At 66.7% G+C, this 24,643-nt stretch carries 31 protein-coding genes and 1 pseudogene; 20 read left to right on the forward strand and 12 right to left on the reverse strand.

The annotated features are described in order from the left end of the window. Positions 1-182 precede the first annotated feature (182 nt). A complete protein-coding gene (locus Q0925_RS08125) occupies positions 183-1,430 on the reverse strand; it encodes a LeuA family protein (protein WP_299333932.1) in 1,248 nt (415 codons plus the stop codon). A gap of 129 nt (positions 1,431-1,559) precedes the next feature. Between Q0925_RS08125 and Q0925_RS08130 the strand changes: the two genes are divergently transcribed. The 6 genes from Q0925_RS08130 to Q0925_RS08155 all read left to right on the forward strand — a co-directional run bounded on the left by Q0925_RS08130 (position 1,560) and on the right by Q0925_RS08155 (position 4,413). After that, the gene (locus Q0925_RS08130; RefSeq protein WP_299333934.1) at positions 1,560-1,937 is read left to right on the forward strand and encodes a cupin; all 378 of its coding nucleotides are present in this window, start codon (positions 1,560-1,562) and stop codon (positions 1,935-1,937) included. A gap of 168 nt (positions 1,938-2,105) precedes the next feature. Beyond that, positions 2,106-2,612 (forward strand): DUF1102 domain-containing protein, encoded by a 507-nt coding sequence (locus Q0925_RS08135; RefSeq protein WP_299333936.1) that lies wholly within the window; start codon positions 2,106-2,108, stop codon positions 2,610-2,612. Next, positions 2,612-2,848, forward strand: a complete 237-nt coding sequence (locus Q0925_RS08140; RefSeq protein ID WP_299333938.1) for a hypothetical protein — start codon at positions 2,612-2,614, stop codon at positions 2,846-2,848. Before Q0925_RS08135 ends, Q0925_RS08140 begins: the two co-directional genes overlap by 1 nt. A gap of 95 nt (positions 2,849-2,943) precedes the next feature. Beyond that, on the forward strand, positions 2,944-3,243 hold the full coding sequence (locus tag Q0925_RS08145; protein WP_299333940.1) for a DUF5779 family protein: 300 nt from the start codon (positions 2,944-2,946) through the stop codon (positions 3,241-3,243). A 52-nt stretch (positions 3,244-3,295) separates the two neighbouring features. Continuing rightward, positions 3,296-3,976, forward strand: coding sequence for a hypothetical protein (locus tag Q0925_RS08150; protein WP_299333943.1), 681 nt, complete (start codon positions 3,296-3,298; stop codon positions 3,974-3,976). Further along, positions 3,973-4,413 (forward strand): hypothetical protein, encoded by a 441-nt coding sequence (locus Q0925_RS08155; RefSeq protein ID WP_299333946.1) that lies wholly within the window; start codon positions 3,973-3,975, stop codon positions 4,411-4,413. Before Q0925_RS08150 ends, Q0925_RS08155 begins: the two co-directional genes overlap by 4 nt. 84 nt (positions 4,414-4,497) lie before the next feature. Here the strand turns inward: Q0925_RS08155 and Q0925_RS08160 are convergent, their stop codons facing one another. Beyond that, on the reverse strand, positions 4,498-4,707 hold the full coding sequence (locus Q0925_RS08160) for a CopG family transcriptional regulator (RefSeq protein WP_299333949.1): 210 nt from the start codon (positions 4,705-4,707) through the stop codon (positions 4,498-4,500). Positions 4,708-4,865: 158 nt separating this feature from the next. Between Q0925_RS08160 and Q0925_RS08165 the strand changes: the two genes are divergently transcribed. The 3 genes and pseudogenes from Q0925_RS08165 (at position 4,866) to Q0925_RS12425 (ending at position 8,862) form a co-directional block, all read left to right on the forward strand. Continuing rightward, on the forward strand, positions 4,866-5,192 hold the full coding sequence (locus Q0925_RS08165) for a hypothetical protein (RefSeq protein ID WP_299333951.1): 327 nt from the start codon (positions 4,866-4,868) through the stop codon (positions 5,190-5,192). A gap of 251 nt (positions 5,193-5,443) precedes the next feature. Continuing rightward, the gene (locus Q0925_RS08170; protein ID WP_299333954.1) at positions 5,444-6,703 is read left to right on the forward strand and encodes an MFS transporter; all 1,260 of its coding nucleotides are present in this window, start codon (positions 5,444-5,446) and stop codon (positions 6,701-6,703) included. 174 nt (positions 6,704-6,877) lie between these two features. Next, positions 6,878-8,862, forward strand: a pseudogene (locus Q0925_RS12425) (methyl-accepting chemotaxis protein). Between the two features lie 27 nt (positions 8,863-8,889). On the opposite strand, the gene Q0925_RS08185 reads toward Q0925_RS12425, so the two are convergent. The 3 genes from Q0925_RS08185 to Q0925_RS08195 are packed head-to-tail and all read right to left on the reverse strand — an operon-like array spanning position 8,890 to position 11,099. Then, on the reverse strand, positions 8,890-10,380 hold the full coding sequence (locus Q0925_RS08185; RefSeq protein ID WP_299333962.1) for a class I adenylate-forming enzyme family protein: 1,491 nt from the start codon (positions 10,378-10,380) through the stop codon (positions 8,890-8,892). Then, positions 10,377-10,766, reverse strand: coding sequence for a methylmalonyl-CoA epimerase (gene mce / locus Q0925_RS08190; protein ID WP_299333965.1), 390 nt, complete (start codon positions 10,764-10,766; stop codon positions 10,377-10,379). The genes Q0925_RS08185 and mce overlap by 4 nt, the downstream gene beginning before the upstream one ends. Positions 10,767-10,808: 42 nt before the next feature. Next, positions 10,809-11,099: a hypothetical protein gene (locus tag Q0925_RS08195; protein WP_299333968.1), complete on the reverse strand. Its 291-nt coding sequence runs from the start codon at positions 11,097-11,099 to the stop codon at positions 10,809-10,811. Between the two features lie 358 nt (positions 11,100-11,457). On the opposite strand from Q0925_RS08195, the gene Q0925_RS08200 reads away from it, so the two are divergent. After that, positions 11,458-11,613, forward strand: a complete 156-nt coding sequence (locus Q0925_RS08200) for a hypothetical protein (RefSeq protein WP_299333971.1) — start codon at positions 11,458-11,460, stop codon at positions 11,611-11,613. Positions 11,614-11,616: 3 nt separating this feature from the next. On the opposite strand, the gene Q0925_RS08205 is transcribed toward Q0925_RS08200, so the two are convergent. Next, positions 11,617-13,293, reverse strand: a complete 1,677-nt coding sequence (locus Q0925_RS08205; protein WP_299333974.1) for an acyl-CoA mutase large subunit family protein — start codon at positions 13,291-13,293, stop codon at positions 11,617-11,619. A gap of 168 nt (positions 13,294-13,461) precedes the next feature. Here Q0925_RS08205 and Q0925_RS08210 point away from each other — a divergent pair, with 168 nt between their 5' ends. The 6 genes from Q0925_RS08210 to Q0925_RS08235 all read left to right on the forward strand — a co-directional run bounded on the left by Q0925_RS08210 (position 13,462) and on the right by Q0925_RS08235 (position 16,724). Then, positions 13,462-13,782, forward strand: a complete 321-nt coding sequence (locus tag Q0925_RS08210) for an SHOCT domain-containing protein (RefSeq protein WP_299333978.1) — start codon at positions 13,462-13,464, stop codon at positions 13,780-13,782. A gap of 374 nt (positions 13,783-14,156) precedes the next feature. Beyond that, complete coding sequence (locus tag Q0925_RS08215; RefSeq protein WP_299333981.1) at positions 14,157-14,927, forward strand: creatininase family protein; 771 nt, start codon at positions 14,157-14,159, stop codon at positions 14,925-14,927. 65 nt (positions 14,928-14,992) lie between these two features. Further along, positions 14,993-15,379: a nascent polypeptide-associated complex protein gene (locus Q0925_RS08220; RefSeq protein ID WP_299333984.1), complete on the forward strand. Its 387-nt coding sequence runs from the start codon at positions 14,993-14,995 to the stop codon at positions 15,377-15,379. After that, positions 15,376-16,104, forward strand: coding sequence for a methyltransferase domain-containing protein (locus tag Q0925_RS08225; RefSeq protein WP_299333987.1), 729 nt, complete (start codon positions 15,376-15,378; stop codon positions 16,102-16,104). The genes Q0925_RS08220 and Q0925_RS08225 overlap by 4 nt, the downstream gene beginning before the upstream one ends. Before the next feature lie 63 nt (positions 16,105-16,167). Further along, positions 16,168-16,398 (forward strand): hypothetical protein, encoded by a 231-nt coding sequence (locus Q0925_RS08230; RefSeq protein ID WP_299333990.1) that lies wholly within the window; start codon positions 16,168-16,170, stop codon positions 16,396-16,398. Then, the gene (locus tag Q0925_RS08235) at positions 16,395-16,724 is read left to right on the forward strand and encodes a peptide ABC transporter ATP-binding protein (RefSeq protein WP_299333993.1); all 330 of its coding nucleotides are present in this window, start codon (positions 16,395-16,397) and stop codon (positions 16,722-16,724) included. Before Q0925_RS08230 ends, Q0925_RS08235 begins: the two co-directional genes overlap by 4 nt. 19 nt (positions 16,725-16,743) lie before the next feature. On the opposite strand, the gene Q0925_RS08240 is transcribed toward Q0925_RS08235, so the two are convergent. The 3 genes from Q0925_RS08240 to Q0925_RS08250 form a co-directional block, all read right to left on the reverse strand. Beyond that, positions 16,744-17,325 carry a hypothetical protein gene (locus Q0925_RS08240; RefSeq protein WP_299333997.1) on the reverse strand — a complete coding sequence of 194 codons (582 nt, stop codon included), beginning with the start codon at positions 17,323-17,325 and terminating at the stop codon, positions 16,744-16,746. A 52-nt stretch (positions 17,326-17,377) separates the two neighbouring features. Next, positions 17,378-17,695 carry a transcription factor S gene (locus Q0925_RS08245; protein WP_299333999.1) on the reverse strand — a complete coding sequence of 106 codons (318 nt, stop codon included), beginning with the start codon at positions 17,693-17,695 and terminating at the stop codon, positions 17,378-17,380. Positions 17,696-17,792: 97 nt separating this feature from the next. Next, positions 17,793-18,335 carry a DUF7549 family protein gene (locus Q0925_RS08250; RefSeq protein ID WP_299334002.1) on the reverse strand — a complete coding sequence of 181 codons (543 nt, stop codon included), beginning with the start codon at positions 18,333-18,335 and terminating at the stop codon, positions 17,793-17,795. Between the two features lie 108 nt (positions 18,336-18,443). Between Q0925_RS08250 and Q0925_RS08255 the strand changes: the two genes are divergently transcribed. The 3 genes from Q0925_RS08255 to Q0925_RS08265 all read left to right on the forward strand — a co-directional run bounded on the left by Q0925_RS08255 (position 18,444) and on the right by Q0925_RS08265 (position 20,178). Continuing rightward, on the forward strand, positions 18,444-18,914 hold the full coding sequence (locus Q0925_RS08255; RefSeq protein WP_299334006.1) for a DUF5793 family protein: 471 nt from the start codon (positions 18,444-18,446) through the stop codon (positions 18,912-18,914). 30 nt (positions 18,915-18,944) lie between these two features. Next, complete coding sequence (locus Q0925_RS08260; protein ID WP_299334009.1) at positions 18,945-19,571, forward strand: uracil-DNA glycosylase family protein; 627 nt, start codon at positions 18,945-18,947, stop codon at positions 19,569-19,571. A 325-nt stretch (positions 19,572-19,896) separates the two neighbouring features. Then, entirely contained in the window at positions 19,897-20,178 is a 282-nt protein-coding gene (locus Q0925_RS08265; protein WP_299334011.1) for a DNA-directed RNA polymerase subunit L, read from the forward strand. On the opposite strand, the gene hisF is transcribed toward Q0925_RS08265, so the two are convergent. Then, positions 20,175-20,990, reverse strand: a complete 816-nt coding sequence (gene hisF / locus Q0925_RS08270) for an imidazole glycerol phosphate synthase subunit HisF (RefSeq protein ID WP_299334014.1) — start codon at positions 20,988-20,990, stop codon at positions 20,175-20,177. The genes Q0925_RS08265 and hisF overlap by 4 nt on opposite strands. Before the next feature lie 101 nt (positions 20,991-21,091). On the opposite strand from hisF, the gene Q0925_RS08275 reads away from it, so the two are divergent. Then, entirely contained in the window at positions 21,092-21,256 is a 165-nt protein-coding gene (locus Q0925_RS08275) for a DUF7550 family protein (protein WP_299334016.1), read from the forward strand. On the opposite strand, the gene purL is transcribed toward Q0925_RS08275, so the two are convergent. Next, positions 21,257-23,377, reverse strand: coding sequence for a phosphoribosylformylglycinamidine synthase subunit PurL (gene purL, locus Q0925_RS08280; RefSeq protein ID WP_299334018.1), 2,121 nt, complete (start codon positions 23,375-23,377; stop codon positions 21,257-21,259). 146 nt (positions 23,378-23,523) lie between these two features. Further along, on the reverse strand, positions 23,524-24,643 hold a 1,120-nt coding region (locus Q0925_RS08285), incomplete at its 5' end, for a Zn-dependent alcohol dehydrogenase (RefSeq protein WP_299334020.1).

A 24,643-nucleotide genomic window follows, 5' to 3' on the forward strand; every position in this document is an offset into this window, starting at 1 on the left:
ATCCGTCCGTCGGCGCCGCGGCTCCGGGCCGGCGGATCGTGGCTTGTGGCCGGGCTGCGGGCTGAATCTGGCCCTCGCATCGTGTTCGATGCGTGCTTCTCCGAGGACATAACTGTTTCCGTCGCGGTCCACGAGAGGAGCCACCCGCCGCTCCACGGGCAGAGCGAGCGGGGACGACTCCATCAGGCGCGGACCTCCTCCTCCCGGGTGACGTTCTCCTCGCGGGCGAAACGTCGGAGGTCGGCCATGGTGACGCGTTGTTTGTCCGCACCGTAATCCTTGACCAACCGCGTCACGGCCCGCACCTCGGCGTCCGTCGGATCGTACCCGATTTCGCCGAGTCGCTTTCGAACCGAGTGGGTCCCTGTATGCTTGCCTAGGACGAACTCGCGGGTCGCACCCACCATCTGTGGTGTCATCACTCCCGGTTCGAACGTGTCCGAGTTCTCGATCACGCCCGCGGCGTGGATGCCGCTCTCGTGTGAGAACGCGTTCCGTCCCACGACTGGCTTGTTCGGTGGGTTGGGGATGTCGCTGTAGTCCTCGACCATCCGGGACAGTTCCGTGATCCGGGTGGTGTCGATGCCGGTGTCGACGTCGTACAGCGCCTCGGAGGCCATCACGACCTCCTCGAAGGCGGCGTTGCCAGCCCGTTCGCCGATGCCGTTGACCGACACCTGTGCTTGTGCCGCGCCGGCCTCGAACCCGGCTATCGCGTTGGCTGCCGCCAGCCCGAAGTCGTCGTGGGCGTGGACATCGACCCGCGCGTCGGTGTTCTCACGGACCATCCCGACGAGGTTCATAAACCGCGTGGGCGTCGCCACGCCGCAGGTGTCGGGGATGTTGATCCAGTCGGTTCCCGCCTCGCTGACGGCCTCCACCATCTCGACGAGAAAGTCGTCGTCGGTGCGGGTGGCGTCCATGGGCGAGAACATACACTCCGCGCCAGCCTCCTTTATTCGCTCGACACAGCTGACCGCGCGGTCCACCGCCTCCTCGCGGGAGGCGTGCATGGAGTCTTGGAGTTGCACGTCGCTCGTGCTCACGAAGACGTGTACCAACCCCACACCCGAGTCGAGCGCCGCTTCGACGTCCTTGTCGACGACACGGGCCAATCCACACACCGTCGTGTCGGTGGCGTTCGAGATGTCCCGAACCGCCTCGAACTCCGCGTCCGAGTTGACCGGGAACCCCGCCTCGATGACGTGAGTGCCCATCTCGTCGAGTACTTCGGCGATGTCTCGCTTCTCGTCGTAACTGAACGACGTGCGTGGCGACTGCTCACCGTCTCGTAGCGTCGTGTCGAAAATTCGTACACCGTCGATTTCACCGGTGCGGGCCAACGTGCCCTGGAAGAACTCGATCCGCCGGGGTATCCGACGAATCCTCCATGTCGTTAGACATTGTACTACATGAGACGCTTCGCCCACTATATAAAACTGTCCTTGTCGGTGTCGGGGGCGGTCCGGCGACTCGCCCTCGGATCGCCGGCGGAGTCGACCGACGCGGCGCACACGTTCGGGACAACCCCTTGGTCGCCGGGGCGTCCAGGGTGACCGATGCCAACGATAGACTTCGACGCCCAACGCGAGTACGACGACGAGAGCTTCGCCGCACACGGCGTGTTCCGGAGCGACCGGGCGAAAGTCGTCTGTGGGTTCTTCGAGCCCGGACAGTTCATTCCGGTCCACGCGCCGGACAGCGACGTGGTCGTGTCGGTTCGGTCGGGGAGCGGACTCGTCCGCGAGGGCGAGGTCGACCACGAGGTCGACGCCGGCGACGTCGTCGTCGTCGTCGCCGCGGGGACCGCCCGCGGGATCAAGGCCGACGACGACACCAGACTGGAGGCGCTACTGGTGACCGCGCCGCCGCCGACAGAGGCCGAACACGACCCGGTTCGGCAAGGACTTCGGGAGGGGGTGTTCGACCCCGACTAACGTCTCAGGCCCGCCGGCACGAGCGGTCGGATTGGCCGCGCCGCCGGAATAAATCACTCTTAGAACGGTTTCAATTGCCGTACAACAATATGTGTGTGGATTGACCGAACTGGTGCCTCGTGACCGTAATTCGGCACGGGGATATCACTCATGAACCGGAGACAACTATTGGCGGGGATCGGGGTTCTCGGCGGTGGCGGGGCCGTCGTCACCAGTACGGGCGCGTTCACGAGCGTCGAGGCCGACAGGGACGTTGCGGTGCAGGTGGCGAGTGACGCGAACGCCTACCTCTTGTTGAACACGATCGGCCCCAACGCGCCATACACCGAGACGAGTAACGGCAAACTGGGCATCGATCTTACCGAGGCCAACGCGACCGAGGCAGGTGGTGCGGGGGTCAACGCCGACGCAGTCACCGTGTTCGAGGAACTCATCGAGGTCGGTAATCAGGGGACACAGGAGGTCGACGTGTCGATCACGCCGGCGACGCTCGTCGAGACGGAGTCGGGCGATGTGCTCCTCGTCCTGTTCGTCCCGCAAACGGAGTTCCCGTCCACGACACTCTCGACGGGCGGTGCGGAGACGTACAGCCTCGTCGTGGCTGCTTACCCCGGAGAAGTGGGCACCGACGCCGACTTCGACGAGGCCGTGACGATTTCGGGCGAGGCGGTCTGATGCCGGACAGACACGGCCCGATGAGAGTGGTCGTCGAGGAGTCGCCGGTCGCCTTCGAGGGGATTCCGACCGACGTTCGGGATCGGGTCACCCAGGCGATCCTGAACCTCGACGCGGCCTGGCCGAAGGAGTACCTCGACGAAGGGGCCAGCGACGAACCGATCGAGGAGCCGAAACCGGAACCGCAACCCGAGCCCGCTTCCATAGCGCCTCCACTCGCCGAGACGACCGACTGAGTCTCAGAGAGTCACCGCGGCTACAGCGGCGAGACGGTGCTCGGTCCGCCAGCCCTCGCCCGAACGCTTTTTTTTCGCCCCGCTGATACGCATCTATGAGCGAGTTCGACCTCGACCTCCGGAACGCGGAGGAGCGACTGGAGGAGGGAAGCGACGACGACGGCGGCTCCGAGGTCGTTCTCGGCGTTCTCGACGGGGGGACCGATCCCGAGGAGTGGATCGCCGCCGTCGAGGCCGGCGAGATACTCGTGTTGAACGTCGAGGGCGACCTGAACCGGCTGGCGGCCGGGTTCGCCCGCGAGGTGCGTGACACCGGCGGCACGCTGATGCGGTTTCGGGGCTTCCTCGTCGTGACGCCGCCCGGCGTCGACATCGATACGGACCGCCTCTCCTGACGGACCGGTCGTCGGTCGAAGGTTTATGCGCGTTCCGACCCCACCTGATGGTATGCCACTGAAGGGAGGTCGTGCGACCCTGCGCGAGATCGACCGCTGGGAGGGCGGCGTCGGCTGGATCGCCTACCCTGAAGAGGACATGCAACGGGCGAGTCACGCCCTCGCCGTCGACGACGAGGTGTGGGTCGTCGACCCGGTCGACGCGCCGGGCGTCGACGACTTGCTCGCCGACCTTGGCGAAGTCACCGGCGTCGTACTCTGTCTCGACCGCCACAAGCGCGACGCCGCCGCCGTCGCGAACAGACACGACGTGTCCGTCTTCATCCCCGAGTGGATGGACGGCGTCGCGTCGAAACTCGACGCCCCGGTCGAGCGGTTCGGTAACGAACTCGGCGACACGGGCTATCGCGTGCGACGGGTCCGAGACGCCTCGTTCCCACCCTGGCAGGAGGCCGCGCTCCACCGCCCCGGTGAGACGCTTCTCGTGCCGGAGGCGGTCGGCACCGCTTCCTTTTTCCGGGCCGACGGCGAGCGACTCGGGGTCCACCCCATGCTTCGGCCGATCCCCCCGCGTGGCGCGCTCGCCGACTGCTCGCCCGAGCGGGTGCTTGTCGGCCACGGTGAGGGGGTCTTCGACGACGCAGCCGACGCGCTCCGCGACGCTCTCTCCGGTGCGCGCCGCCGACTCCCGGCCGCGTACGCGAAGATGGTCCGTGAGATGGTGTTGGGGTGACTCGGAGCAACGACACGACGGATGTCTACGCGACCCGGGGGCTGATCGAGGTGTTGCTCGATCGGGCCCCCGATGTCGAACCCTCGCGGATGAACACCATTCTCGACGCGACGCCGGCCGAGGAGTTCGACGCCGACCTCGGTCTTGCCCCGTCGACGCCGGTGTTGACGCATCTCTACTTCCCCGCGGCGGGGCAGGCCGTCAGCGACGTTTTCGGCGTCGACCTCGGGACGCCGGCCGGCCGGGGACGCGCACGGTTCCTCACGCATCCGCAGGGCCCGCCCGAACTCACCCGCCGCGACGACCTCGCTGGCGTCGTGTTGCTCGCGGTGCCGCCGTGGACGGTGCCGTCCGTGACCGCGTTCGACCGACGGGGACGGCGACTCGACCTGACGGTCGTCGACGCGGAGCCGCCGGCCGAGTCGCTGCCCGAGTGATACGGACGATCGTACCCGTTTGTCGGTGGGTCGCCGGATCGTCTCGGCGAACCTCCGGTAGAACGTTACGGGAACCCGCATGAGTCAGTCGAGGTAACCGAGATCCGCCAACTGCTCCGTGATTTCGTCGAACTCGGCCTCGGTCAGTTCTCCACGGCGCTGGTGCTGGATGACGATGCTCCGGAGCAGGAAGCGTACGAGGTCGCTCGTGCTCGAAAAACTCGTGCCCTCGATGGTGTCCTCGACGCGGTCGCCGAGTTCCTTCGGGATCGAGACGGTCGTGTAGTCGGTCATGGTGACGACACGACCGCGGGACGCATTACCCTTACCCCTCTCCGGCCGGTCAGAACCTCGTCCGGCCACGACGGTGTGTGCCGGGGAGACGAAGTCACCTCACCGGCGATACACCGAATGTCGGTCGTTTTTAGTGCTTCGGTAACAATCCGAGCACAATGGCAGCGAGGCCGCCACAGCAGGATACGTCGTCGCCCGATTCGGTCGAGTTCGGTATCGCAGCCCTCGTCGGCCACCTCGATCAGGCGGAGTTGGAGTTCCCCGCGACCCGTGACGAGGTCGTTCGGGCGCTTGGCGATCCGAAGATTCCCTACGACGGGTCGGGCGGCGCCGTCGCACTGTCCGAGGCGATGGACTCGCTCCCGAAACAGACGTTCGACACAGAGTCGGAACTGCTTGACCTGCTCCATCCGGTGTTCGAGGAGTACCGCGTCTCCACGGGCGGGAGCCTCATCGGGCGACTCCGGTCGATCCTCCCCTTTTGATTCGGTCCCGTCCACGGCGCGGTATCGAGCGACATCCCGAATCGTCCGACGGTGAACCGTGTGATAACTACCTTCTCGGCACGGTAGCGAACGGCACTGTCGGCCGACCTCACTGTTCCCATCTTGTCGGTCGGTGGGTCGTGGCGGCTCCCGGCGACATCGGCGGACGTTCCGAGTGACCCACGTGGGTGACGCTCTCACCGCGCGGCGGAAACGAACCGTTCACGTATGCGAGTTTCCGATTCCACGACGTGTTCGGATCGACGCTAGAGACGGTCCGTGGGTTCGACCGTCCGGTCTACGCCGTCGCGGGTGGGCGGTTAATCAACGTGTTCGGCTCGGGACTGGTCTATCCCTTTGCGACCATCCACTTCCACCTGCAGGTGGGTATCCCGCTGAGCGTCGTCGGACTCGGACTTCTTGCAAACAACGTCGCCACGGCGGCTGGAACGGCGGTCGGGGGCTACCTCACGGACCGGTACGGCCGGCGGCCGGTGATGATCGGGAGCATGGCGTTCTCGGCGGTCACCCTTGCGGTGTACGCGCTCGTGACCTCGGGCGCGGGCTTCGTTGCCGTCGCGACGGCCGCCGGTCTCACGACAGGGTTGTACGCCCCGGCCAGCCAAGCCATGATCGCCGACCTCACCGACGCCACGGACCGAGAACGCGGCTACGGTCTCCTGAAAGTCGCCAGCAACGTCGGATTCGGTTCCGGCTTCGTCGTCGGTGGGGTGCTCTACGAGGTGGCGAACGTCGCCGTCTTTGTCGCCGACGGTCTCACCTCCGCCGTCGTCGCCATCGTTCTCGTCGCCGCGTTGCCACGGGTCCACGACGGTCGGGCCGCCCCCCTCGCCGAGAGCGTCGGCGATTGGGGACGGATCGTCTCCCGCCGTCGCCTTCTCGGCCTCGCCTTTCTGAACGTCGTGTTCGCGGTCATGTACGCCCAGATGCAGGCGACCGTCCCGGTGGTCGCCAGCGAACGACTCGGTCTCGACTCGGCACAACTCGGTACGCTGTACGTTCTGAACCCGGTCGTTCTCGTTCTCTTCCAGTTGCCCATCCTTGAGGCAGTCGGCGACTGGCGACGCACCCGCGGACTGCTCGCCTCCGTCGCGTTCTGGGCGGTCAGCTTTCTTGCCGTCGCCGGGGTGGCGCCGGTCGCCGCCGCGGTAGACGGCGCGGCGGCAACGACGGTCGGTGTCGGTCTGATCGGCGTTTTTCTGGTTCTCCGAACTGTCGGTGAGGTGTTGCACTCGCCGCTTGTCACCTCGCTCGCCAGCGACTTCGGCACCGCCGACGGTCGCGGCTCGCGGCTTTCGCTGATCGAAATCGCCAAACGCCTCGGGATGGGGTTGGGCGCGGCCCTCGGCGGGGTGTTTTTCGATTACGGGGTCGCGGCCCTGCTCTGGCCGGCGCTGATCGCCGCGTGTGCCGGTCTCGCGGTCGGGGTGTTCGCACTCGAGCGCCGCGTCTCGCCGGCCGAAAACGGCGCCGTTGCCCGCGGCGAGTGACGGACAGGCCCGCGACCGGCCGCCGCTCAACCCCCGCGTGCCCCCCGACAGCCGATAACCAAGCGTCGGTGGCCGGCCGGTTCAACGTGGCGTTCGTCCCGGTCTACGCCTCTAGTTATATCGTCTGATACTGTGGCCAGAGCGTTTTTTGACGGGCGCTACACCCCCTCTGACATGGCAGGGTCAACGAGCCGACCGGACTCCGCTCGCTCTCCGAGCAATCGTTCGGAGAACACGCTTCGGGAGTTTGTGACGTACATCCCGAGTGGCGACACCATCCCCGAGTCGACGTGGCGAAGCCGACACCGGAAAATCCTTCTTTTGCTTGCGGCACACGTCCCCTTTCTCGTGGCGCTCGGGCTGTACGAGGGAACGGAGTCCGCCGTCACCGGCGCGACGATTCCTGCCATCCCTACGACACACGTCCTTCTTGAGGTCGGTGTCGTCATCGCCCTCGGAGCCCTGCCGGCCGTCCCGTGGTTCGGGCGGCGCGTCCGGACCGCGCTCGCGACGCTTGGACTGGTGACCACCTCGGGCTTTCTGGTCCACTTCTCGGGTGGCTACATCGAGGCACACTTCCATTTTTTCGTCGTGATGGGTGTCGTCGCCGTCTACGAGGACTGGCTCCCCTTTGCTCTCGGCATCGGCTACGTCACTCTCCAACACGGCTACTTCGGGATGATCGAACCCAGCCGGGTCTACAACCACGCCGCCGCAATCGCCAACCCGTGGGTGTGGGCGTTCATCCACGCGGCGTTCGTTCTCGGTCTCGCTGGGTCGTTGGTGGCACACTGGTACTCGACCGAACGATCACGCGAGAAGGCGGCTGAGAAACTCCGGATGGCCGAGAAAAAGAGCGAACAGGTCGAGACCCTCGAACAAAAGAACGCCGAGATCGAGCGGGCAAAAACCGCGGCCGAGGAGGCAAAGGCGGAGGCAGAGGCCCGGCAGGCGGAGGTCGAACGGCTGAACGAGCACCTCGAAACCACTGCCAACGACTACAGCGCCGCGATGGCCCGTGCGGCGACGGCGACCTCACGGTTCGGCTGGACGCGGAGAGCGAGAGCGAGGCAATGGTCCAGATCGCCGAGGCGTTCAACGGGATGATGGACGAGACGGAGTCGGTGCTGAGCGAGATCCAAACGTTTGCCCGGCAGGTCACCGAGGCGAGCGAGGCGGCCGAGTCCGGCGCGGACGCGGCCGAGTCGGCGAGTGACGCGGTGAACGAGTCGATTCAGGAGATCACCGATAGCGCGAACGAGCAGCGCGAGATGCTCGAAACCGTTACCGGCGAGATAACGAATCTGGCGGCGACCGTCGAGGAGGTGGCGGCGTCCGCCGAGACGGTCGCCGAGACGTCCCACGAGACCGCGGAGGTCGCCGACGCCGGCGAGGCGACCGCTCAGAAGGCCATGGACTCCGCACGGACCGTCCAGTCGTCGATCGACTCGACGGTCGAGCACGTCGAACGCCTCAACGAGCGGATGACCGAGATCGGCGAAATCGTCGAACTTATCGCCGACGTGGCCGAGCAGACGAACCTGCTTGCGCTGAACGCCAACATCGAAGCCGCCCGTGCCGGCGACGATGGCACAACGGGTGGCGACGGGTTCGCCGTTGTCGCAAACGAGGTCAAACAGCTAGCCGAGGAGACCCGGGAGTCCGCGGGCGAGATCGAGGAACTCATCGAGAAGACCCAGACCCAGACACAACGGACCGTCGAGGAGGCCCGCGAGGCCGACCGGTCCATGCAACGGGGCGTCGAGGCCGTCGAGGATGTCGTCGAGGCGTTCTCGCAGGTGGTGGCAAACGTCGAACGGACCGACAGCGGACTGCAGGATATCAGCGACACGACCGACGATCAGGCCGCAACCACCGAGGAGGCGGCGTCGATGGTCGAGGAGGTGGTGGACATCAGCCGTTCGACCGCCGACGAGGCCGACCACGCGTCAACGGCCGCGGCCGAGCAGGCGTCGTCCGCCTCACAGGTCAGTGACACCGTCGCGTCGCTGAGCGAACAGGCAGAGCGTCTCCGGAGCCTCCTCTCGACGTTCGAGGTGAGCGATGCGGACTCCACCCTCGGTGTGAACGCGGGACCGGGACCGAGAACGGACCCGAACGGCGCCCTCACGATGGAAGACGGCGGGCGACCGGAGTAACGACCGCCGGTTCGTCGCCGACCCCGCTCATTCCAGACGCTCCCGCACCGCGTTCCGACTGACGGTCCCGGAGTCGGTCCGTGGAACGACGTCGCCAAACCGGATCGTCCGCGGGAGCTCGTACCCCGCGAGCCGGTCTCGGCAGTGTGAGCGTATGTCGGCAGCCGAGAGGTCGGCCTCGTCGTGGGGAACGACCAGCGCGGCGACGCGTTCACCCCACTCGTCGTCCGGAAGGCCGACGACCGCCGCGTCCGCCACGTCCGGATGCGCCACGATGGCGTCGGCCACCGTGGCTGGGGCGACGTTCTCGCCGCCGGTGACGATCAGGTCGTCGGTGCGGCCGGTGACCCACACCAGACCGTTTTCGTCGCGGTACCCCACGTCGCCGGTGTGGAGACCGCCCGGGCCAAACGCCGATCGGTCGTCGTCCAGATAGCCGGGGGAGACGGTCGGCCCCGACACGACGAGTTCGCCGACCTCACCTGGCGGTCGCTCGTCGCCGTTCTCGCTCCGCACCGAGAGATCGGTCCAGAACAGCGGTCGACCGACCGTTCCCGGGTGTGCCCGCGCCTCCGCAGGTGTCGCCGTCGCGATCTGTGAGGCCGTTTCGGTCATCCCGTAGGTCGGAAAGATCGGCACTCCCCGGTCGCGACACCGGTCGAGCAGGTCACCTGTCGCCGGGGCGCCACCGAGCAGGACTGCCCGCATCGACGGGCCGAGCGATCCGTCCGTCGCGTCGAGGAGGCGGGCGAGTGTCGTCGGCACGAGCGACGTGGCCGTCACGTCGTAGGTCTCGAAGTCGGCGGCGACCGCGGCGGCGTCGAACGATTCCCGGGTGACGACCGTCATGCCGTACAACGGGAATCGGACGAGTGGTGTGAGACCGCCGACGTGGTGGCAGGGCAGGGCGACGTGCCACGTCTCTGCCCGATCCAGCCCGAGTCGGACCGCCGAGGCGACGGCGCTGGCGAGAACGTTTCCGGCCGTCAGCCGGACGCCTTTGGGCCGTCCCGTCGTCCCCGAGGTGAACGGGACGAACAGCGTCGAATCGAGGGCCCAGTCGTGGGGAACGACCGCCTCGGGTGTCCGTCCCGCGAGCGCGGTGGCCCCGGCCTCCGAGCCGTCGACGGAGGCGACGGGAACGGCCGACTCGTCGACCCCCGCCGTTGCCGCGGCCGCGATGGCATCACGTTCGGTCGTCGCATCACAGAGTATGGCCGCGGCTTCGGCGCGATCCAACCGGTCCGCGAGGTCGGGTTCCGGGAGTTGCGGGTCGAGGGGGACTGTGACCGCGCCCAGTCGGATCGCGGCGTGAACGGCCTCAACCGCCGCCCGCCCGGTCGGGAGAAGCACCGCGAGACGGTCGCCGGGCCGGACCCCGAGTGCGGCCAGTCGGCCGGCCATCCGCTCGACCGCGGCGTCCAGATCGGCGACCGTCAGCCGCTCGCCACGGTCGGCATCGATAACTGCGGTCGCCCCCGGTGTCACGGCCGCCCGGTGGGTGAGCGGACCGTTCATGCGTGTTCGACGAGTTCGACGAGGACACCGCCGGTCGAGTCGGGGTGGAGAAACGCAACCTCGTGGCCCCACGCGCCCGGCCGGGGGTTGTCGTCGACGGTCTCGACACCGACGGCCCGAGCGGCGTCGAGGGCCGCCGCCACGTCTCCCGTCGCGAGCGCAACGTGGTGGAGCCCGGTCCCCCGAGCGTCGAGGTGACCGGCGACCGGTCCCTCGTCGGTTCGGGGTTCGAGCAGTTCGAGATACCCGTTGTCCACGTCGAGAAAGGTCACGTTGAGGCCGTCGAATCGCTCCCGGTGGGCGACCGGTGTATCGAAGACGGTTCCGAACAGGTCGGCCAAGGCGTCGGCGTCGCGTGTTGCGACGCCGACATGATCGAAACGCATGCCGCCATCACTGGCCCGCGCGGGCATATAGATTGGTGGGGATTACGACTCGTCGACCGCAAATGGCGAGTCATCGCGGTGGACGTAGTCGACCCGTCGGGCGCGGTTGGCCAATCGGGAGAAGTAATCGAGCGCGATGTTGTTGATTTCTCCGTCGGTCGCGAGTTTGAACCGACCGTCGATGAAACCGAGGTGTTCGGTTCCCTCGCCCAGCGGTTCGATTTTCAACACCCACTCAGGACCGTTCGTGTTGAGCCAGTTCGCGATTTCGTTGGCCGTGATCGTGTCCCGGTCGAGTACCTCGCCCGAGGGTTCGCTCTCGCTCTCACTCATCACCTGGAGAAAGAACGGGGGTAACTAAACGTTGTCCCCGTAGACGTGGCACTCACACCCGCCGCCACGGCTCCGATTCCCCTTCGGACCGGCCCATTCAGTTCCGTTCCGTCCCGTTCCGGTATCCCCCGCCGACGCCGTCTGAGGGCCTGTGGCGACGAACGGCCACACGAGCACCGGCGTTACGTGAGCGCACGACCGGTTCGGCGGTGCGACCATCGTGCGCTTCCACCATCGACACACACCTGCCCGGCCGACCCACGAATCCGGATCGCCGTCGGAACTCGACGACCCGTTCGATCATAACGGCCACCCAAATCTATAAGCCCGATCCTGTCGTCGTCCATAACGAAAAACCATGAATGATACTGTTCGGGTCGACTGTCCGCTCTGCCCACGGGCCGTGTCGGGTCGTGAGGAACTCCGATTCCACCTACAGGTCGACCACCGGAAAAGCGCCGTCGTCAACGAGTACGTCGACCGCCTCGACCGGTCGCCACCGGCGACCCCCTGATTGCTACATCCCGGGCTGATACTCCCCGAACTCCTCGCGGAGGGCGTTCGATATCTCGCCGACCGTCGCGTAGGTCTTGACCGCACCGACAATGGGCGGGAGCAGATTGTCGTCGCCGCGGGCTGTCTCCCGAACGGCCGCAAGCGCCGCATCGACCGCCTCGTCGTCGCGTTCGGCCCGCACGGTTTCGAGGCGGTCGACCTGCCGGCGTTCGTCCTCCTCGGTAACCTCCTCTAAATCCACCTCGGGATCCTCGTCGACCTGATACTCGTTGACGCCGACGATGATCCGCTCGCCCTCCTCGATCTCCTGTTGGCGGTCGAACGCCACGTCCTGAATCCGTCCCTGCACCCACTGTGACTTCACGGCGTCGAGCATCCCCCCACGTTCGTCGACCTCCTCTAAGATATCGAACGCCTCCGCCTCGATGTCGTCGGTGAGTGACTCGACGTAGTAACTTCCTGCCAAGGGGTCGATGGTGTCGGCAGCGCCGGACTCGTGGGCGAGGATCTGTTGGGTCCGAAGCGCCGTCCGGACGCTCTGTTCGGTCGGCAGCGACAACGCCTCGTCCTTGCCGTTGGTGTGAAGACTCTGAGTGCCGCCGAGCACCGCAGCGAGGGCTTGATACGCCACCCTGACCACGTTGTTGTCGATCTGTTGGGCCGTCAGCGTCGACCCGCCCGTCTGGGCGTGGAACTTCAACTGCTTTGACTTGGGGTTCTCGGCCCCGAACCGTTCCTCCATGGTCGTGGCCCACATCCGTCGGGCCGCCCGGAACTTCGCCACCTCCTCGAAGATGTTGTTGTGGGCATTAAAGAAAAAGGAGAGCTGTGGGGCGAACTCGTCGACATCGAGACCGGCATCGAGGGCGGCGGTCACGTACTCGATGCCGTTGCCGAGGGTGAACGCGACCTCTTGGGCCGCCGTGGACCCGGCCTCACGGATGTGGTACCCTGAGATGGAGATGGTGTTGAACTTCGGCGTCTCCGCGGCACAGAACTCGAAAGTATCGGTGATCAAACGCATCGACGGCTCCGGCGGGTAAATATACAGGTTGCGGGCGATGTACTCTTTCATGATGTCGTTCTGGATCGTCCCCCGGAGTTCGGACCGCTCGACGCCCTGCTGATCGCCGATAGCGACGTACATCGCCAGCAGAATCGCCGCGGGTGCATTGATCGTCATACTCGTCGACACCTCCGAAAGCGGGATTCCGTCGAACACCGTCTCCATATCCCGCAAGCTGTCGATGGCGACGCCAGACTTCCCGACTTCCCCGGCGGCCATGGTGGCGTCGGAGTCGTAGCCCATCTGTGTCGGGAGGTCGAAGGCCATCGAGAGACCGGTCTGTCCCTCGTCGAGCAGGTAGTTGAACCGCTCGTTGGTCTCGGCGGCCGTCCCCATGCCCGCGTACTGTCGCATGGTCCACAGACGACCGCGGTACATCGTCGAGTAGACCCCGCGGGTGTACGGTTCCTCGCTCGGAAAGCCCACGTCCTCGCGATAGTCCAGGTCGGCCACATCGGCCGGCGTATAAAGCGGGTCGACCGCCTGCCCGCCCGTATCCGTGGTAAACGAGTCCTTGCGCTCCCCGAACCGATCCACGGTCGGATCGTACGTTTCGCCCTCCCAGTCGGCTTTTGCCTCGCGGATCGCCGCCAGATCCTCGGGGTCGAACATGACCGATCCGACGGGAGCCGCGAACTTATACTGTTGGCCGGTCGTTGACCGAAGACCCCGCCACCACGGCGCGTCGGAACGATGACGGCCTCGCCGATTCCCAGTCGTTGGAAACCGGCGAGACGGTTAGGTTCACGGGGAACCGATCGCCGCGTGGAGGCGAGACCGATGCAACTTCAACAATACGTACCGACGGACACACTCACACAGGTCCATCCCGGACCACACGGGCCCCATCCGGGTCCACACTGGGGCGGGCCGATGGACGGCGCGGGCATGGGTGCCGTCGGCGGGGTAAGCGGTTGGTTCGTGGTGGTCCTCCTCGTCTTCCTGCTCACCGTTCTCGTGGTCGTACTGGCGTACGCGTCGGTCCGGGTCGATGATCCCGACGACGGAGCGACCCGCACCCTCCGCGAGCGGTATGCCGCGGGTGCCCTTGACGACGACGAGTTCGACCGCCGACTGGACCGACTCCGTGAGGGCGATTAGCTCTGCCGGGAGTGAGGCGATGGGCACTGTAAGCCGTTCAACGGGGGGGTGGACGACATCGAGGCGACACCGGGACAGGTCCGCTCTTTTGTCGGCGAGGTGACGCCCACAAACCACCAGGTGACAACGAGCACCGAGGGGAGTCGAACGCGGGAGTGAGAACCTGAACACATTGGTCGTCGGAGCGCGCCGAGTCGCTCCGGGAACCCGGTCGGCGCACCGTCCGTGCGGACGTGGACGCGGTACTCGCGCCGGAGTCCCGGCCCGGCCCGGAGACGGACGGCCGCCGGATCGCCGCCCGTCGCGGTCGGTAGCCGCTCGGCGGTACCGCTCAGTGGCACGATTGAAGAGGCCCCGCCCCGATGCGTGGACAAATGTATATGGCAGACGAGACGTGGCCGGAGTTGGGCGACTACTTCGCAAACGAGTCACTGGCGCTTGTCCCGCTTGGATCGACCGAACAGCACGGTCCCCACCTTCCCCTCGCCACCGACCACCTGATCGCGGAGGGGTACGCCCGAGAGGCCGCTGAGCGGACCGGCTTTCTTTGCACGCCCACCATCAACGTCGGCGTCAGCCCCCACCACAGACAGTTTCACGGGACGATGTGGGTCGACGCTCCCACCTTCCGGGACTACGTGGAGTCGGTCACCCGCAACCTCGCGTACCACGGTATCGACCGCGTTGTCTACGTCAACGCACACGGCGGCAACGTCAAACACCTCCGCGAGGTCGGGCGCCGCCTCCGCGACGACGGGACGCTGTACGCCGTCGAGTGGATGTGGAACGACAGTATCCCCGAGTTGGTCGATGACCTGTTCGAACAGAACGGCCCCCACGGCGGCCCGAAGGAAACGGCGATGATACAACACCTCCATCCGGAGTTGGTCCGCGAGGACCGACTCGCCGATGCCCGCGACGGCGGGGTACCGGATGTCGAGGCGGCCGACACGGTCAAACACGGTGCACGGACCTTCTACGACGCCGCCGACAACACGGGCAACGGCGTTCTCGGCGACCAGACCGACGCCACCGCACAGAAGGGTGAGCGTATGTTCGAGGCGGCGGTCGACCACCTGTGTCAGCTTTGCGTGTGGCTCGACGACCAGCGATTCGAGGATCTGCTTCCCGAGCCACACGTCTGAGGTTGCGGCGTGTCGACGCGGGCGCTCCGCCATCCTTTTGCCGTCACGACCCCCACAGACGAGCCATGTTTGGTGGTGGCGGCGGTATGAACCCCCGGAAGATGAAACAGATGATGGAACAGATGGGCATCGACGTTGCCGAGCTCGATGCCGAGGAGGTCGTCATCCGGACGGCCGACGAGGAACTCGTCTTCTCCGACGCGCAGGTGACCCGGATGGATGCCCAAGGGCAGGAAACCTACCAGGTCGTCGGCGAACCCGAGAGCCGCGAGCCCGGATCGGATGCGACGGCCATCGAGGCCGGTGACGACGAAGCCGACGCCGACGAGGGGCCCGACCCCGACGACGTCGCCCTCGTCGCACAGCGCGCAAGCGTCGACGAGGAGACGGCCCGCAACGCGTTGGAGGCGACGGACGGCGACCTGGCGGCGGCGGTCGCCCGACTGGAGTGATCCTGCTGGTCCGCGGCGACCGGGAGTACCTCCGAGCGCCCGGCGAGGAGCTTCAGACCGACCTCGGCGTGTTGACGGTCCCCGACGACGTCGAGTCCGGGGAACGACTCGAAACCCATCTCGGTGAGGAGTTCGTCGTCCGCGAGCCACGCGGCCCGGATCTGTTCGACCACTTCGAGCGCACCGGCGCGCCGATGATGCCCCGCGATATCGGTCTCGTGCTCGGTCTTACGGGTGTTACGGCCGACGACACCGTGCTTGATGCGGGGACCGGGACGGGGGTTCTCGCTGCCTACCTCGGTCGGATCGGGGCCGCGGTCCGGACCTACGAGGTCGACCCCGACTTTGTCGATGTCGCCCGAGAGAACATGCAACTCGCCGGCGTCGCCGACACCGTCGACGTGCGGACCGGCGACGTGACCGACGACCTCGACGCCCTCGCCGACGGGCCCGGCTTCGACCTGCTCACCCTCGACACGGCGGACGCCCCGGCGGTGATCCGACGGGCGGACGAGCTTCTGGTAAGCGGCGGCTTCGCGGTCGTCTACTCGCCGTTCGTCGAGGGGTCCCGCGACGCGGTCGAGGCCGCTCGAGCGGCAGGCCTCGACGACGTGACGACTCAGGAAACCATCCAGCGGGAGATGCAGTTCGGCGACCGCGGCTCGCGGCCGGACACCCGCGGCGTCGGTCACACAGGGTATCTCACCGTCGCGCGCCGGCGCTGATCGGTCGCTGTCGGCCGCCACGCCGCCCGACCGTATAAGTGTGTGGCCGCCAAACCGGCGGCCATGAGTCGGGAGCGCGGTGCGAACATCGACGACGTCCAGACGTGGCCCGAACTGGCGATCGGCCTCTACGAACGGCTCACCGGCCGCGGAGCCGAAATCACCTACGAGTTCGACGATCTGGAGGTACGGGTCCCCGACCGGATGGGCCCGGACGCCGACCACGCGCGCTGGCGACTCGACGGAACCGTCCGCATCCGGACCCGGAACCGCGACACCGACACCGACGAGTGACCTCCTCCGCAGACCGGCCACTCGACGTGATCGCCGATCTGACGGTCGAGGTCGGTGGCCGAACGGTGTCGGTCCGCGGGTACGGTGACCTCGTCGTCGTCTCTGCTCCGACGTTTTCGGCCGCACGGGCGCTCGCCACGGCACCCGAGACGGCCGTCGACCGACTGACGACGGCGGATGTGACCGTCGACATCCGTGTCCGGGGACGGAGCGTTGCCCGGGCGGGACCGGACCACGACCCGGGTCCCCTGTCGCAGGCTCTGGGCGTTGCTCCTGCCAGCGTCAGTCCGGGCGGCCTGCTTCTCGCGGCGTTGTCGCGGCGATGACTCCGCCGTCAGCGTTGACTCACCCCGTTTCGCGAAGCAGTTCGAACAGCTCCGACCGGAACGCCGCCGGATCGAGTGTGTCCCGAAGCGCCGCGGCGGCGTCGGGGTCGGCCGCGTCGACGATAGCCGTCGGGTAGGCCCCGCCGGCCAGGCGGACGTCCCGGTCGGGCACCCACGTCGCTAGCCAGCCGTCGATGGAGAGGGTGACGCCCTCGACCTGACACAGAGCGTCGTAACGAAACAGGGTCGCGTCGTCGTCACCGACCCGGAACGAGCGGCGCTCGGCGCGGTCGACATCGGTGAACCCACGTGCGTCGAGGCGGTCGGCGAAGTCGTGACCGGCGCGGGTCGCGACCAGTCCTCGAAGGGTTCCCGGCACCGGCGGCGTCGGCGACACCGATAGCCGGGCCGCGAGAAAGAACCGCCACGTTCGGTCGACACCCGCCCGGTCCTGAATCGCGGTTCGCAGAGTGTCGTCCGCAAAGAGGAGGAGTCGCGCCGAGACGGTGACGCCGGGCGCGTCGAACGGCGTCTCCGTCGAGTCGTCTACCTGTCGCCAGTCGGACAACCGTTCGTCGGGGACCGACGGCGATGCGACCATCGTTGGAATATTTCCCGTGGCCGTGGATATATGTCCGTCGACGGGCGGCTGTTCAGTGGTCGTCTTCCCGCCACTTGTGTTCACACTCTGTACAGACGAAAAAGCGGGTTTCGGACTCGTCGGCCGCACGAATCTGTTGCATGTACCAGTGGGCGGTGTCGTTGTCACACTCCGGGCAGTCGGCGCTCGTCGTCGGCAGTCCGCTTGACCCGCCGGCCGACTCGATGATCTCCGACTCCTCCTGTGCCTGCGTGGTGACCATTCCGGCCTCCGCCGCCTCGTCTCGAAGTGTCTCGTGACCACACTGCGTACAGACCCACACGCCGTCCTCTGCCTGCATCATCGACCCGCATTCGTCGCAGAACTCCATGGTAGCTTCTACTGCGACGGTCGATTGTCTTTAACCCACGGATTCGCCGTGTTGAGGCGTCCGCTCGTCGTCGGTGGCCGCGGTGTCACGGGGTCGCTCACGTCGCCGGACCGGACTCCGGTTCGGCGTCCGACCCCACGTCGGTCCGTTCGACGATCAGGAGGAGCACGCCGAACAGGACGAGAAAGCCCACGCCCACGGGAAGTTGGACCCCCGGGAATCCGCGGGTCACGAGCAGATACGCCGCGACGGCGAGAACGACACCGGCCGTCAAAAGAAGGGTACCGAGCAGGCGGACGGGGTCGACCGCCCATGACTCCGCCCACGACTCGCGACGGTAGTAGACAACGGAGACGACCAACGCGAGTGCGAAGACGGCGGCACCGAGCGTCCAGACCCGGTAGGCCACCGCGATGGTCTGTCCCTGTTGGAAGGCGGTGGCCGACAACGGGTCCGTGACGGCGATACCCCTCGCGAGCGGGACGCCGAAACTGTACCTGATCTGGACGAGCGGAAACCGGACGAACAACAACGCTCCGCTACCGATCCCCGATGTGTACGTCACGGTCCACGGGATCAGCGCGGACAGCCACGTCGACAACACCGCCAGTTCGCCGGCGTACTCCGACCGGACCCACATACGCGTGTCCGAGGAGGGCTGACTGATAAAACCCATCGGCATCTCCCGACGCGATGGCCCCGATGGCGTTACGTTCATACCGCCTGAACCCAAAGGGAAGCGTACGGAATGAGGCGCGACCACTTCGAACTGGAGGCACACAACGTCGACTGGGTGGAGACGAACGACCCCCCGGCCGAACCCCGTGTCGTCATCGACTTTGACGGACCGAAAGAAACGCTGACGCAACGACTGACCGGCACGAACGGTGACCTGTTGGACGCGTCCGAAACGGACGTGGCCTTCCGGCTTCAGGACTCCCTCAACGCATCCGACGCGACGGGTGTCGTCGGTGTCACCGACCGCATCACCGGCGACTTCCTTCTCGAACTCAACGAGAACGCCGATGACGTACTCCGGTTTGTCCGCGCCGCCCGCGAGTATGGCCAGTCGACCGGTGACGCCGGAAAATACGCCGTCACGCTCCGGGTGGACGGCGAACCGGTTACGACGTACTCGAAGAGTACCTTTCTCGTCTACGACGCCAACGGGAGTCTCCTCCGATCGAAGAGCCTCATCCCCTCCGGTGTCGAACTCTAAATTTAGGTTCCTCGACGCGTACCACCGGTCGTGCGAAACGTCACCGACCGTACACGGAACCCGTTCGGCATGCAACCACCCTGCGAGCGGTTCGTCCCCGGATACGGCGACGCAAACGCCCACTTCCACGTCGTCGGCGACCACCCTGGCGTCCACGGCGGGGCCGAGACGGGCGTTCCCTTCACCGACTGCGTCGTCGGCCGCCGGTTGCAGCGAGCGCTCGATGGCGCCGGGCTCCTTGAGACGACCGGCGACGCCCCCGCGGTCGACCTGACATACCTCTCCTACCTCCACACCTGTGTTCCCAATTGCGATCCGACAAAGGACGACTACGGTGCGATGGAACCGTTTTTCGACGCCGAACTCAGGGCCATCGCCGCACACGTTCTCCTCCCGGTCGGGGAGCGAGCGACCCGGCACGTTCTCGAAACGTACACGGCCCACGACCCGGCCGGTCTCGACTTCGAGAAGCTTCACGCCACGGAACTCCACGGAAGCGGGTGGCTCGTGGTCCCGATCCGTGACCCGGTGGACTGGACGGGTGCGGACATGGACCGGCTCGTCGACGCCCTCGATACCCTCCGGGACACCGACTACCGTCGCGAAAGCGACCTCGGGCGCTTTGTCGCCGGCAACGAACCGTACTTCGTCCGGTAACCGACTCGCCATGGCTTACGGAAGATCGTCGCACACATGAGGCCTTGATTCGATATTTGTCGTCTATATTGAACCTATCGACAGATTTTTTATCACAAGTGTAAACGTTACTGGTGACGCGGGCGGGTTCTGCCCGGCGCGTCATGGTACCGATACACATTGCGAGTCAGGTGCTCCTCGCAGTGGCTTGGTCAGTCGGGGACCACGACGCGTGGTCCCGTACGTTCTCCGTTCGGGGGACGCCTTCGGCGTCACCCGTTCATCGGAGCGTCCGTCGCTTCCCGTAGACGAAAGCTTGAAACGCGAACCGGCGGTACCGGAAGGTATGGAACTGCGGGTCATCGAAAAGACCGACGAGGAACTTCGCATGGAGATCGCGGGCGAGGACCACACGTTCATGAACGTCCTCAAGGGTGCGTTGCTGAAAACGCCGGGCGTGGTGGCGGCGACGTACGATATGAACCCCGAGCAGTCCGGCGGCCAGACCGAACCCATCCTCTCGGTCAAGACCGAGTCCGGGACCGATCCCCTCGACGCCGTGGGTGACGCCTCCCGGCGCGTGCAGAACCTCTCCAAGGACTTCACCGACGCGTTCCGAGCGGCTTAACGTCGAACGGGAACGCCCCGCTCGTCGAGGTACTCCTTCATTTCGCGGATCGTGTACTCGTCGAAGTGGAAAATCGAGGCCGCAAGCGCCGCGTCAGCGCCGGCCTCGGCGAACACTTCGCGGGCGTCCTCCGGACTCCCACACCCTGAAGAGGCGATGACCGGCGTCGAGACGTTCTCACACACCGCGTGGGTCAGCGGGATGTCGTAGCCGTTCTTGGTCCCGTCGGCGTCGATGGAGTTGACGAACAGTTCCCCCGCGCCGCGGGACTCGACCTCCCGTGCCCACTCGACAACGTCGATGCCGGTCCCCTCGCGGCCGCCCTTGATCGTACACTCGAACCAACAGGACTCGCCGTCGACGCGTTCGTAGTACTCGCCTTCCTCGTTGTAGCGTCGCTTGGCGTCGACGCTGATGACGATGCACTGACTGCCGAAGGCGGCCGCTCCCTCGTCGACCAGTTCGGGGTTCTGGATGGCGGCGGTGTTGATGGATACCTTGTCCGCACCGGCCCGGAGCGTCTCCTTGATATCCCCTCGGGTGCGGATCCCGCCCCCGACCGTCAGCGGGATGAACACCTGATCGGCGATATCCTCAACCACGCCGAGCATCGTCTCCCGCCCCTCGGCGCTGGCCGTGATGTCGAGACAGACGAACTCGTCGGCTCCCGCCTCGTTGTACTCCCGGGCCATCTCGACGGGGTCGCCGGTGTATTTCAGATCCTCGAAGTTGACGCCCGTATACACCGCCGGCTCCCCATCGTCGTCGATGTCCACGTCGACACAGGGAATGATTCGCTTGGTTACGGCCATCCGTGCCCGCGGCTACGACAGGAGCGGTCAAAAGACGCCCGGTGCGCCGTCGCCCACGCGCTCCGGGAGCCTTTTTATCTCACGGCGCTTCATCGCGGGTTATGGACGACCACGGATACGACCACCACGAGCATCACCCACACGGCAACGCCGAAGGACGTGTCACCGCGCCGATGCAGGAGTTCTCGGCCGGACAAGCCGGTGTCGGCGCTGTCGTTTTGTTGCTCGGCCTCGCAGTCACGTTCGGCCTGCCGTTGCTTCTGTGATCACTCCAGTTCGCGTTCGATGACCGCCCGCAGGTCGGCCACGTCGTCGGCGTCGTAATCGAGTGGTTCTCCGGCCACCGAGAGTGAAAGCGTCGCCTCGGCGGTCGACACGCCGAGTTTCCGGACCGGAACCTCGCCCGTGGCCGCCCGCACCGCGTCCGGGTCGGTCGTCTCGACGACGACCCGGCCGGGCGTCTCGTCGAACAACGCGTCGACGCTCCCGACGCTCGCCGACACGCCCGCGTCGCCGACCATCTCCGCGAGCGTCACCGCGAGGCCGCCGTGGCTCACGTCGTGAGTCGCGAGCGTCGACTCCTGCTTCGCGACGGCCGCGGCGGCGTCGACGGCCGCCGCCGGATCGGCAGGCAGGTCGGGAAACCGGTCGCTCCCGCCGACCCGTTTCAGATACTCCGAACCGCCCAAGCCGTCGCCGCGTGCGCCCACCTCGAGAAGCGTTCCCTCGCCGGCGGCCGAGAGCGGCGGCGCGTCGTACCCCTCGCGCGTGCCGAGCATCGCCACCGTCGGCGTCGGCGGGATGGGGCCGGCGACGGAGTCGTTGTACAACGAGACGTTGCCGCCGACGACGGGCACGTCGAGGGTCGAACACATGCCGGCGAGACCGTCGACGATAGCGCCGAACCCACCGTACACGTCCGGTTTCTCCGGGTTGCCGCCGTTGAGACAGTCGACGGCCGCGAGAGGCGTCGCGCCTTTGGCCGCGAGGTTGGTGGCGTTCTCCAGTGCGACCGCCCGCGCACCGTCGTGGGGATTCGCGTCCGTCCACGCCGGGATGGCTCCGGCAGAGAGCGCGAGGCCGGTGCCGGCCTCGCGAATCGCCATGATCGCGGCGTCGTCGCCGGGTCGGCGGGCCGTCCGTGTCCCGACCTCGTGGTCGTACTGGCGGTACACCCACGCCTTGCTCGCCGTGTTGGGACTCGCGACGACCGCTTCGAACGCGTCTTCGAGGTCCGGGGCGGGCAGGTTGCGGGGTGTCTCCGTCGGCTCCGCCATCGGTAGGTCGTTCATCGGCGCGCCGTCGGCGAGAAACGCCGCGGGCACGTCGACGACCGTCTCGCCCGCGAACGTACAGACGTAATTGCCCTCGCGGACCTCGCCGATGACCGAACAGCCCAGGTCGTACCGGTCGGCGATCTCCTCGACCCGCGCCACGTCATCCGGGCGCACCTCATAACACATCCGCTCCTGTGACTCGGCGAGCAGGATCTCTAAGGCCGACATATCGGGTTCGCGTTGGTGGACGGCTTCGAGTTCGATCCGGGCGCCCAACCCGCCTTTTGCGACCAGTTCGCTGGAGGCCCCGCCAAGTCCGGCCGCGCCGAGGTCACGGGCCGCGCGGATCAGGTTCTCGTCGACCAGTGTCTCGTTGGCCTCGATCAGCAGTTTCTCCGTGTACGGGTCGCCCACCTGCACGGCCGGGCGGTCCTCCGTCTCTGCGTCCTCGCTCAGACCCTCGCTGGCGAAGGAGGCCCCACCCAACCCGTCGCGGCCGGTGGCGTTGCCAACGAGAACGAGTTTGTTCCCCGGAGCCTTCGCCTCGGCCGTGACGAGGCGGTCAGGCGTGACGAGACCGACACAGGCGACGTTCACCAGCGGGTTCCCCTCGTAGCCGTCGTCGAACTCGACGCTTCCCCCGACCGTCGGGACGCCGATTGCGTTGCCGTAGTCGGCGATGCCTTCGACGACACCGTCGAACAGGTAGCGGGAGTGTTCGCGGTCGAAGCCACCGAAGTACAACGAGTCTGTCAGCGCGACCGGGTAGGCACCCATCGACAGGATGTCACGAACGATACCCCCGACGCCCGTCGCCGCGCCGTCGTATGGGTCGACGTACGAAGGGTGGTTGTGGCTCTCGATTCCGACGGCGACGTACGTCTCCTCGCCGTCCGCATCGTGGGTCGGCAGGGCGACCACGGCGGCGTCGTCGCCGGGGCCGACGACCACCTCGCTGCCCTCGCTTTCGAACGCCGACAACAGGGGGCGGGACGATCGGTACGCGCAGTGTTCGCTCCAGAGGTTCTCGAAGAGCGCCGCCTCGGCGGGCGTGGGGTCCCGCCCGAGTTCAGCGGCGACGAGGTCGTGGTCCGAGTCGGACAGGCTCATCTACCCGTCGGTTCGGCGCTCCGGCGCAAACGTTTTTCCATGTGTACCGGCCTCGGTCCCCGTGCGGTGGTGTGTGGTTGTGGTAATCGTCGGGGGCTCACGTCGACGGGTCGGCGAGACTCCGCGCCACCGCCCGACGACCTCGGTCAGTCGTTGGCCGCCATCGAGACCACGCTGTGGATGTCGTCACCACCGAGCAGGGCGTCGTACGCCTCGTTGATCTCGTCGAGGTCGTACCGCGCCGTGATCAGTTCGTCGAGCAGATACCGGTCGTCGAGGTAGGCGTCGATCAGCCGCAACGCCGTCCGCCGCGGGCTCGCGCCACCGTAGAGACAGCCTTTGATCTCCTTTTCGGTCGTGATGAGGTCGACCGGGTTCACCCCGATGCCGTCGTCCGGAGCGGTCGCCGTGACGATCAGTTCGCCGCGTGGCCCCAGCGTGTCGTACGCGTCGCCGATGAGGTCGCCGTCGCCGACTCCGACACAGAAGACGGCCGTGTCGGCACCGGCTCCGTCGGTGAGTTCGGCGACGGCCTCGGCCTGGTCCGTCGCCGTCGGGTCGACCGTGTGGGTGGCCCCGAACGTCTCGGCGGCCGCCCGCTTCGACGCGACCGGATCGACGGCCACGATCCGTCCCGCGCCGGCATGTGCCGCTCCCTGGATGGCGTTGAGTCCGACGTTTCCCGCGCCAACGACCACGGCCGTATCGTTCGGCTCGATATCGGCTCTGTGGACAGCTGAGCCGTACCCGGTTGCGACCCCACACCCGATGATCGACGCGACGTCGGTCGGCAACTCGTCGGGGATCGGCACCACCGAGCGCTCCGGCACGACCACCTCCTCGGCGAACGTCCCGAGCAGGAGAAACTGTCCGAGGTCCTCACCGTCACGGTGGAAACGACACGTGCCGTCGGGGAGCGTGCTCGCGTACGTCGCCTCTCGCTCGACACACAGGTTCTGGTAGCCCTGCGAACAGAGGTCGCACGTCCCGCAGGCCGGGATCCAGAGCGTGAGCACACGGTCACCGATCTTGACCGCGTCGACTCCGTCGCCGACGGCGGTGACGACACCCGCACCCTCGTGCCCGCCGACGACCGGGTAGCGGCCGGCCGGAAGATCCCCCTCGACGGCGTGCCAGTCGGTGTGACAAGCGCCGGCGTGTCGTATCTCGACGCTGACTTCCCCCGGCTTCGGGTCGTCCACCTCGACGTCAGTCAGCGTGAATCCGTCCGACGACTGGTCCTCGATGATCGCAGCCGAAACCGTT

Source organism: Haloplanus sp. (genome assembly GCF_028275055.1).
Taxonomy (GTDB): domain Archaea; phylum Halobacteriota; class Halobacteria; order Halobacteriales; family Haloferacaceae; genus Haloplanus.

Coding starts and splice junctions, on each gene's coding strand:
- Q0925_RS08130 (WP_299333934.1), top strand. CDS start 1,560: ATGCCAACGATAGACTTCGACGCCCAACGCGAGTACGACGACGAGAGC.
- Q0925_RS08140 (WP_299333938.1), top strand. CDS start 2,612: ATGCCGGACAGACACGGCCCGATGAGAGTGGTCGTCGAGGAGTCGCCG.
- Q0925_RS08145 (WP_299333940.1), top strand. CDS start 2,944: ATGAGCGAGTTCGACCTCGACCTCCGGAACGCGGAGGAGCGACTGGAG.
- Q0925_RS08150 (WP_299333943.1), top strand. CDS start 3,296: ATGCCACTGAAGGGAGGTCGTGCGACCCTGCGCGAGATCGACCGCTGG.
- Q0925_RS08160 (WP_299333949.1), bottom strand. CDS start 4,707: ATGACCGACTACACGACCGTCTCGATCCCGAAGGAACTCGGCGACCGC.
- Q0925_RS08165 (WP_299333951.1), top strand. CDS start 4,866: ATGGCAGCGAGGCCGCCACAGCAGGATACGTCGTCGCCCGATTCGGTC.
- Q0925_RS08185 (WP_299333962.1), bottom strand. CDS start 10,380: ATGAACGGTCCGCTCACCCACCGGGCGGCCGTGACACCGGGGGCGACC.
- mce (WP_299333965.1), bottom strand. CDS start 10,766: ATGCGTTTCGATCATGTCGGCGTCGCAACACGCGACGCCGACGCCTTG.
- Q0925_RS08195 (WP_299333968.1), bottom strand. CDS start 11,099: ATGAGTGAGAGCGAGAGCGAACCCTCGGGCGAGGTACTCGACCGGGAC.
- Q0925_RS08200 (WP_299333971.1), top strand. CDS start 11,458: ATGAATGATACTGTTCGGGTCGACTGTCCGCTCTGCCCACGGGCCGTG.
- Q0925_RS08205 (WP_299333974.1), bottom strand. CDS start 13,293: ATGTTCGACCCCGAGGATCTGGCGGCGATCCGCGAGGCAAAAGCCGAC.
- Q0925_RS08210 (WP_299333978.1), top strand. CDS start 13,462: ATGCAACTTCAACAATACGTACCGACGGACACACTCACACAGGTCCAT.
- Q0925_RS08215 (WP_299333981.1), top strand. CDS start 14,157: ATGTATATGGCAGACGAGACGTGGCCGGAGTTGGGCGACTACTTCGCA.
- Q0925_RS08220 (WP_299333984.1), top strand. CDS start 14,993: ATGTTTGGTGGTGGCGGCGGTATGAACCCCCGGAAGATGAAACAGATG.
- Q0925_RS08230 (WP_299333990.1), top strand. CDS start 16,168: ATGAGTCGGGAGCGCGGTGCGAACATCGACGACGTCCAGACGTGGCCC.
- Q0925_RS08240 (WP_299333997.1), bottom strand. CDS start 17,325: ATGGTCGCATCGCCGTCGGTCCCCGACGAACGGTTGTCCGACTGGCGA.
- Q0925_RS08245 (WP_299333999.1), bottom strand. CDS start 17,695: ATGGAGTTCTGCGACGAATGCGGGTCGATGATGCAGGCAGAGGACGGC.
- Q0925_RS08250 (WP_299334002.1), bottom strand. CDS start 18,335: ATGTGGGTCCGGTCGGAGTACGCCGGCGAACTGGCGGTGTTGTCGACG.
- Q0925_RS08255 (WP_299334006.1), top strand. CDS start 18,444: ATGAGGCGCGACCACTTCGAACTGGAGGCACACAACGTCGACTGGGTG.
- Q0925_RS08265 (WP_299334011.1), top strand. CDS start 19,897: ATGGAACTGCGGGTCATCGAAAAGACCGACGAGGAACTTCGCATGGAG.
- hisF (WP_299334014.1), bottom strand. CDS start 20,990: ATGGCCGTAACCAAGCGAATCATTCCCTGTGTCGACGTGGACATCGAC.
- Q0925_RS08275 (WP_299334016.1), top strand. CDS start 21,092: ATGGACGACCACGGATACGACCACCACGAGCATCACCCACACGGCAAC.
- purL (WP_299334018.1), bottom strand. CDS start 23,377: ATGAGCCTGTCCGACTCGGACCACGACCTCGTCGCCGCTGAACTCGGG.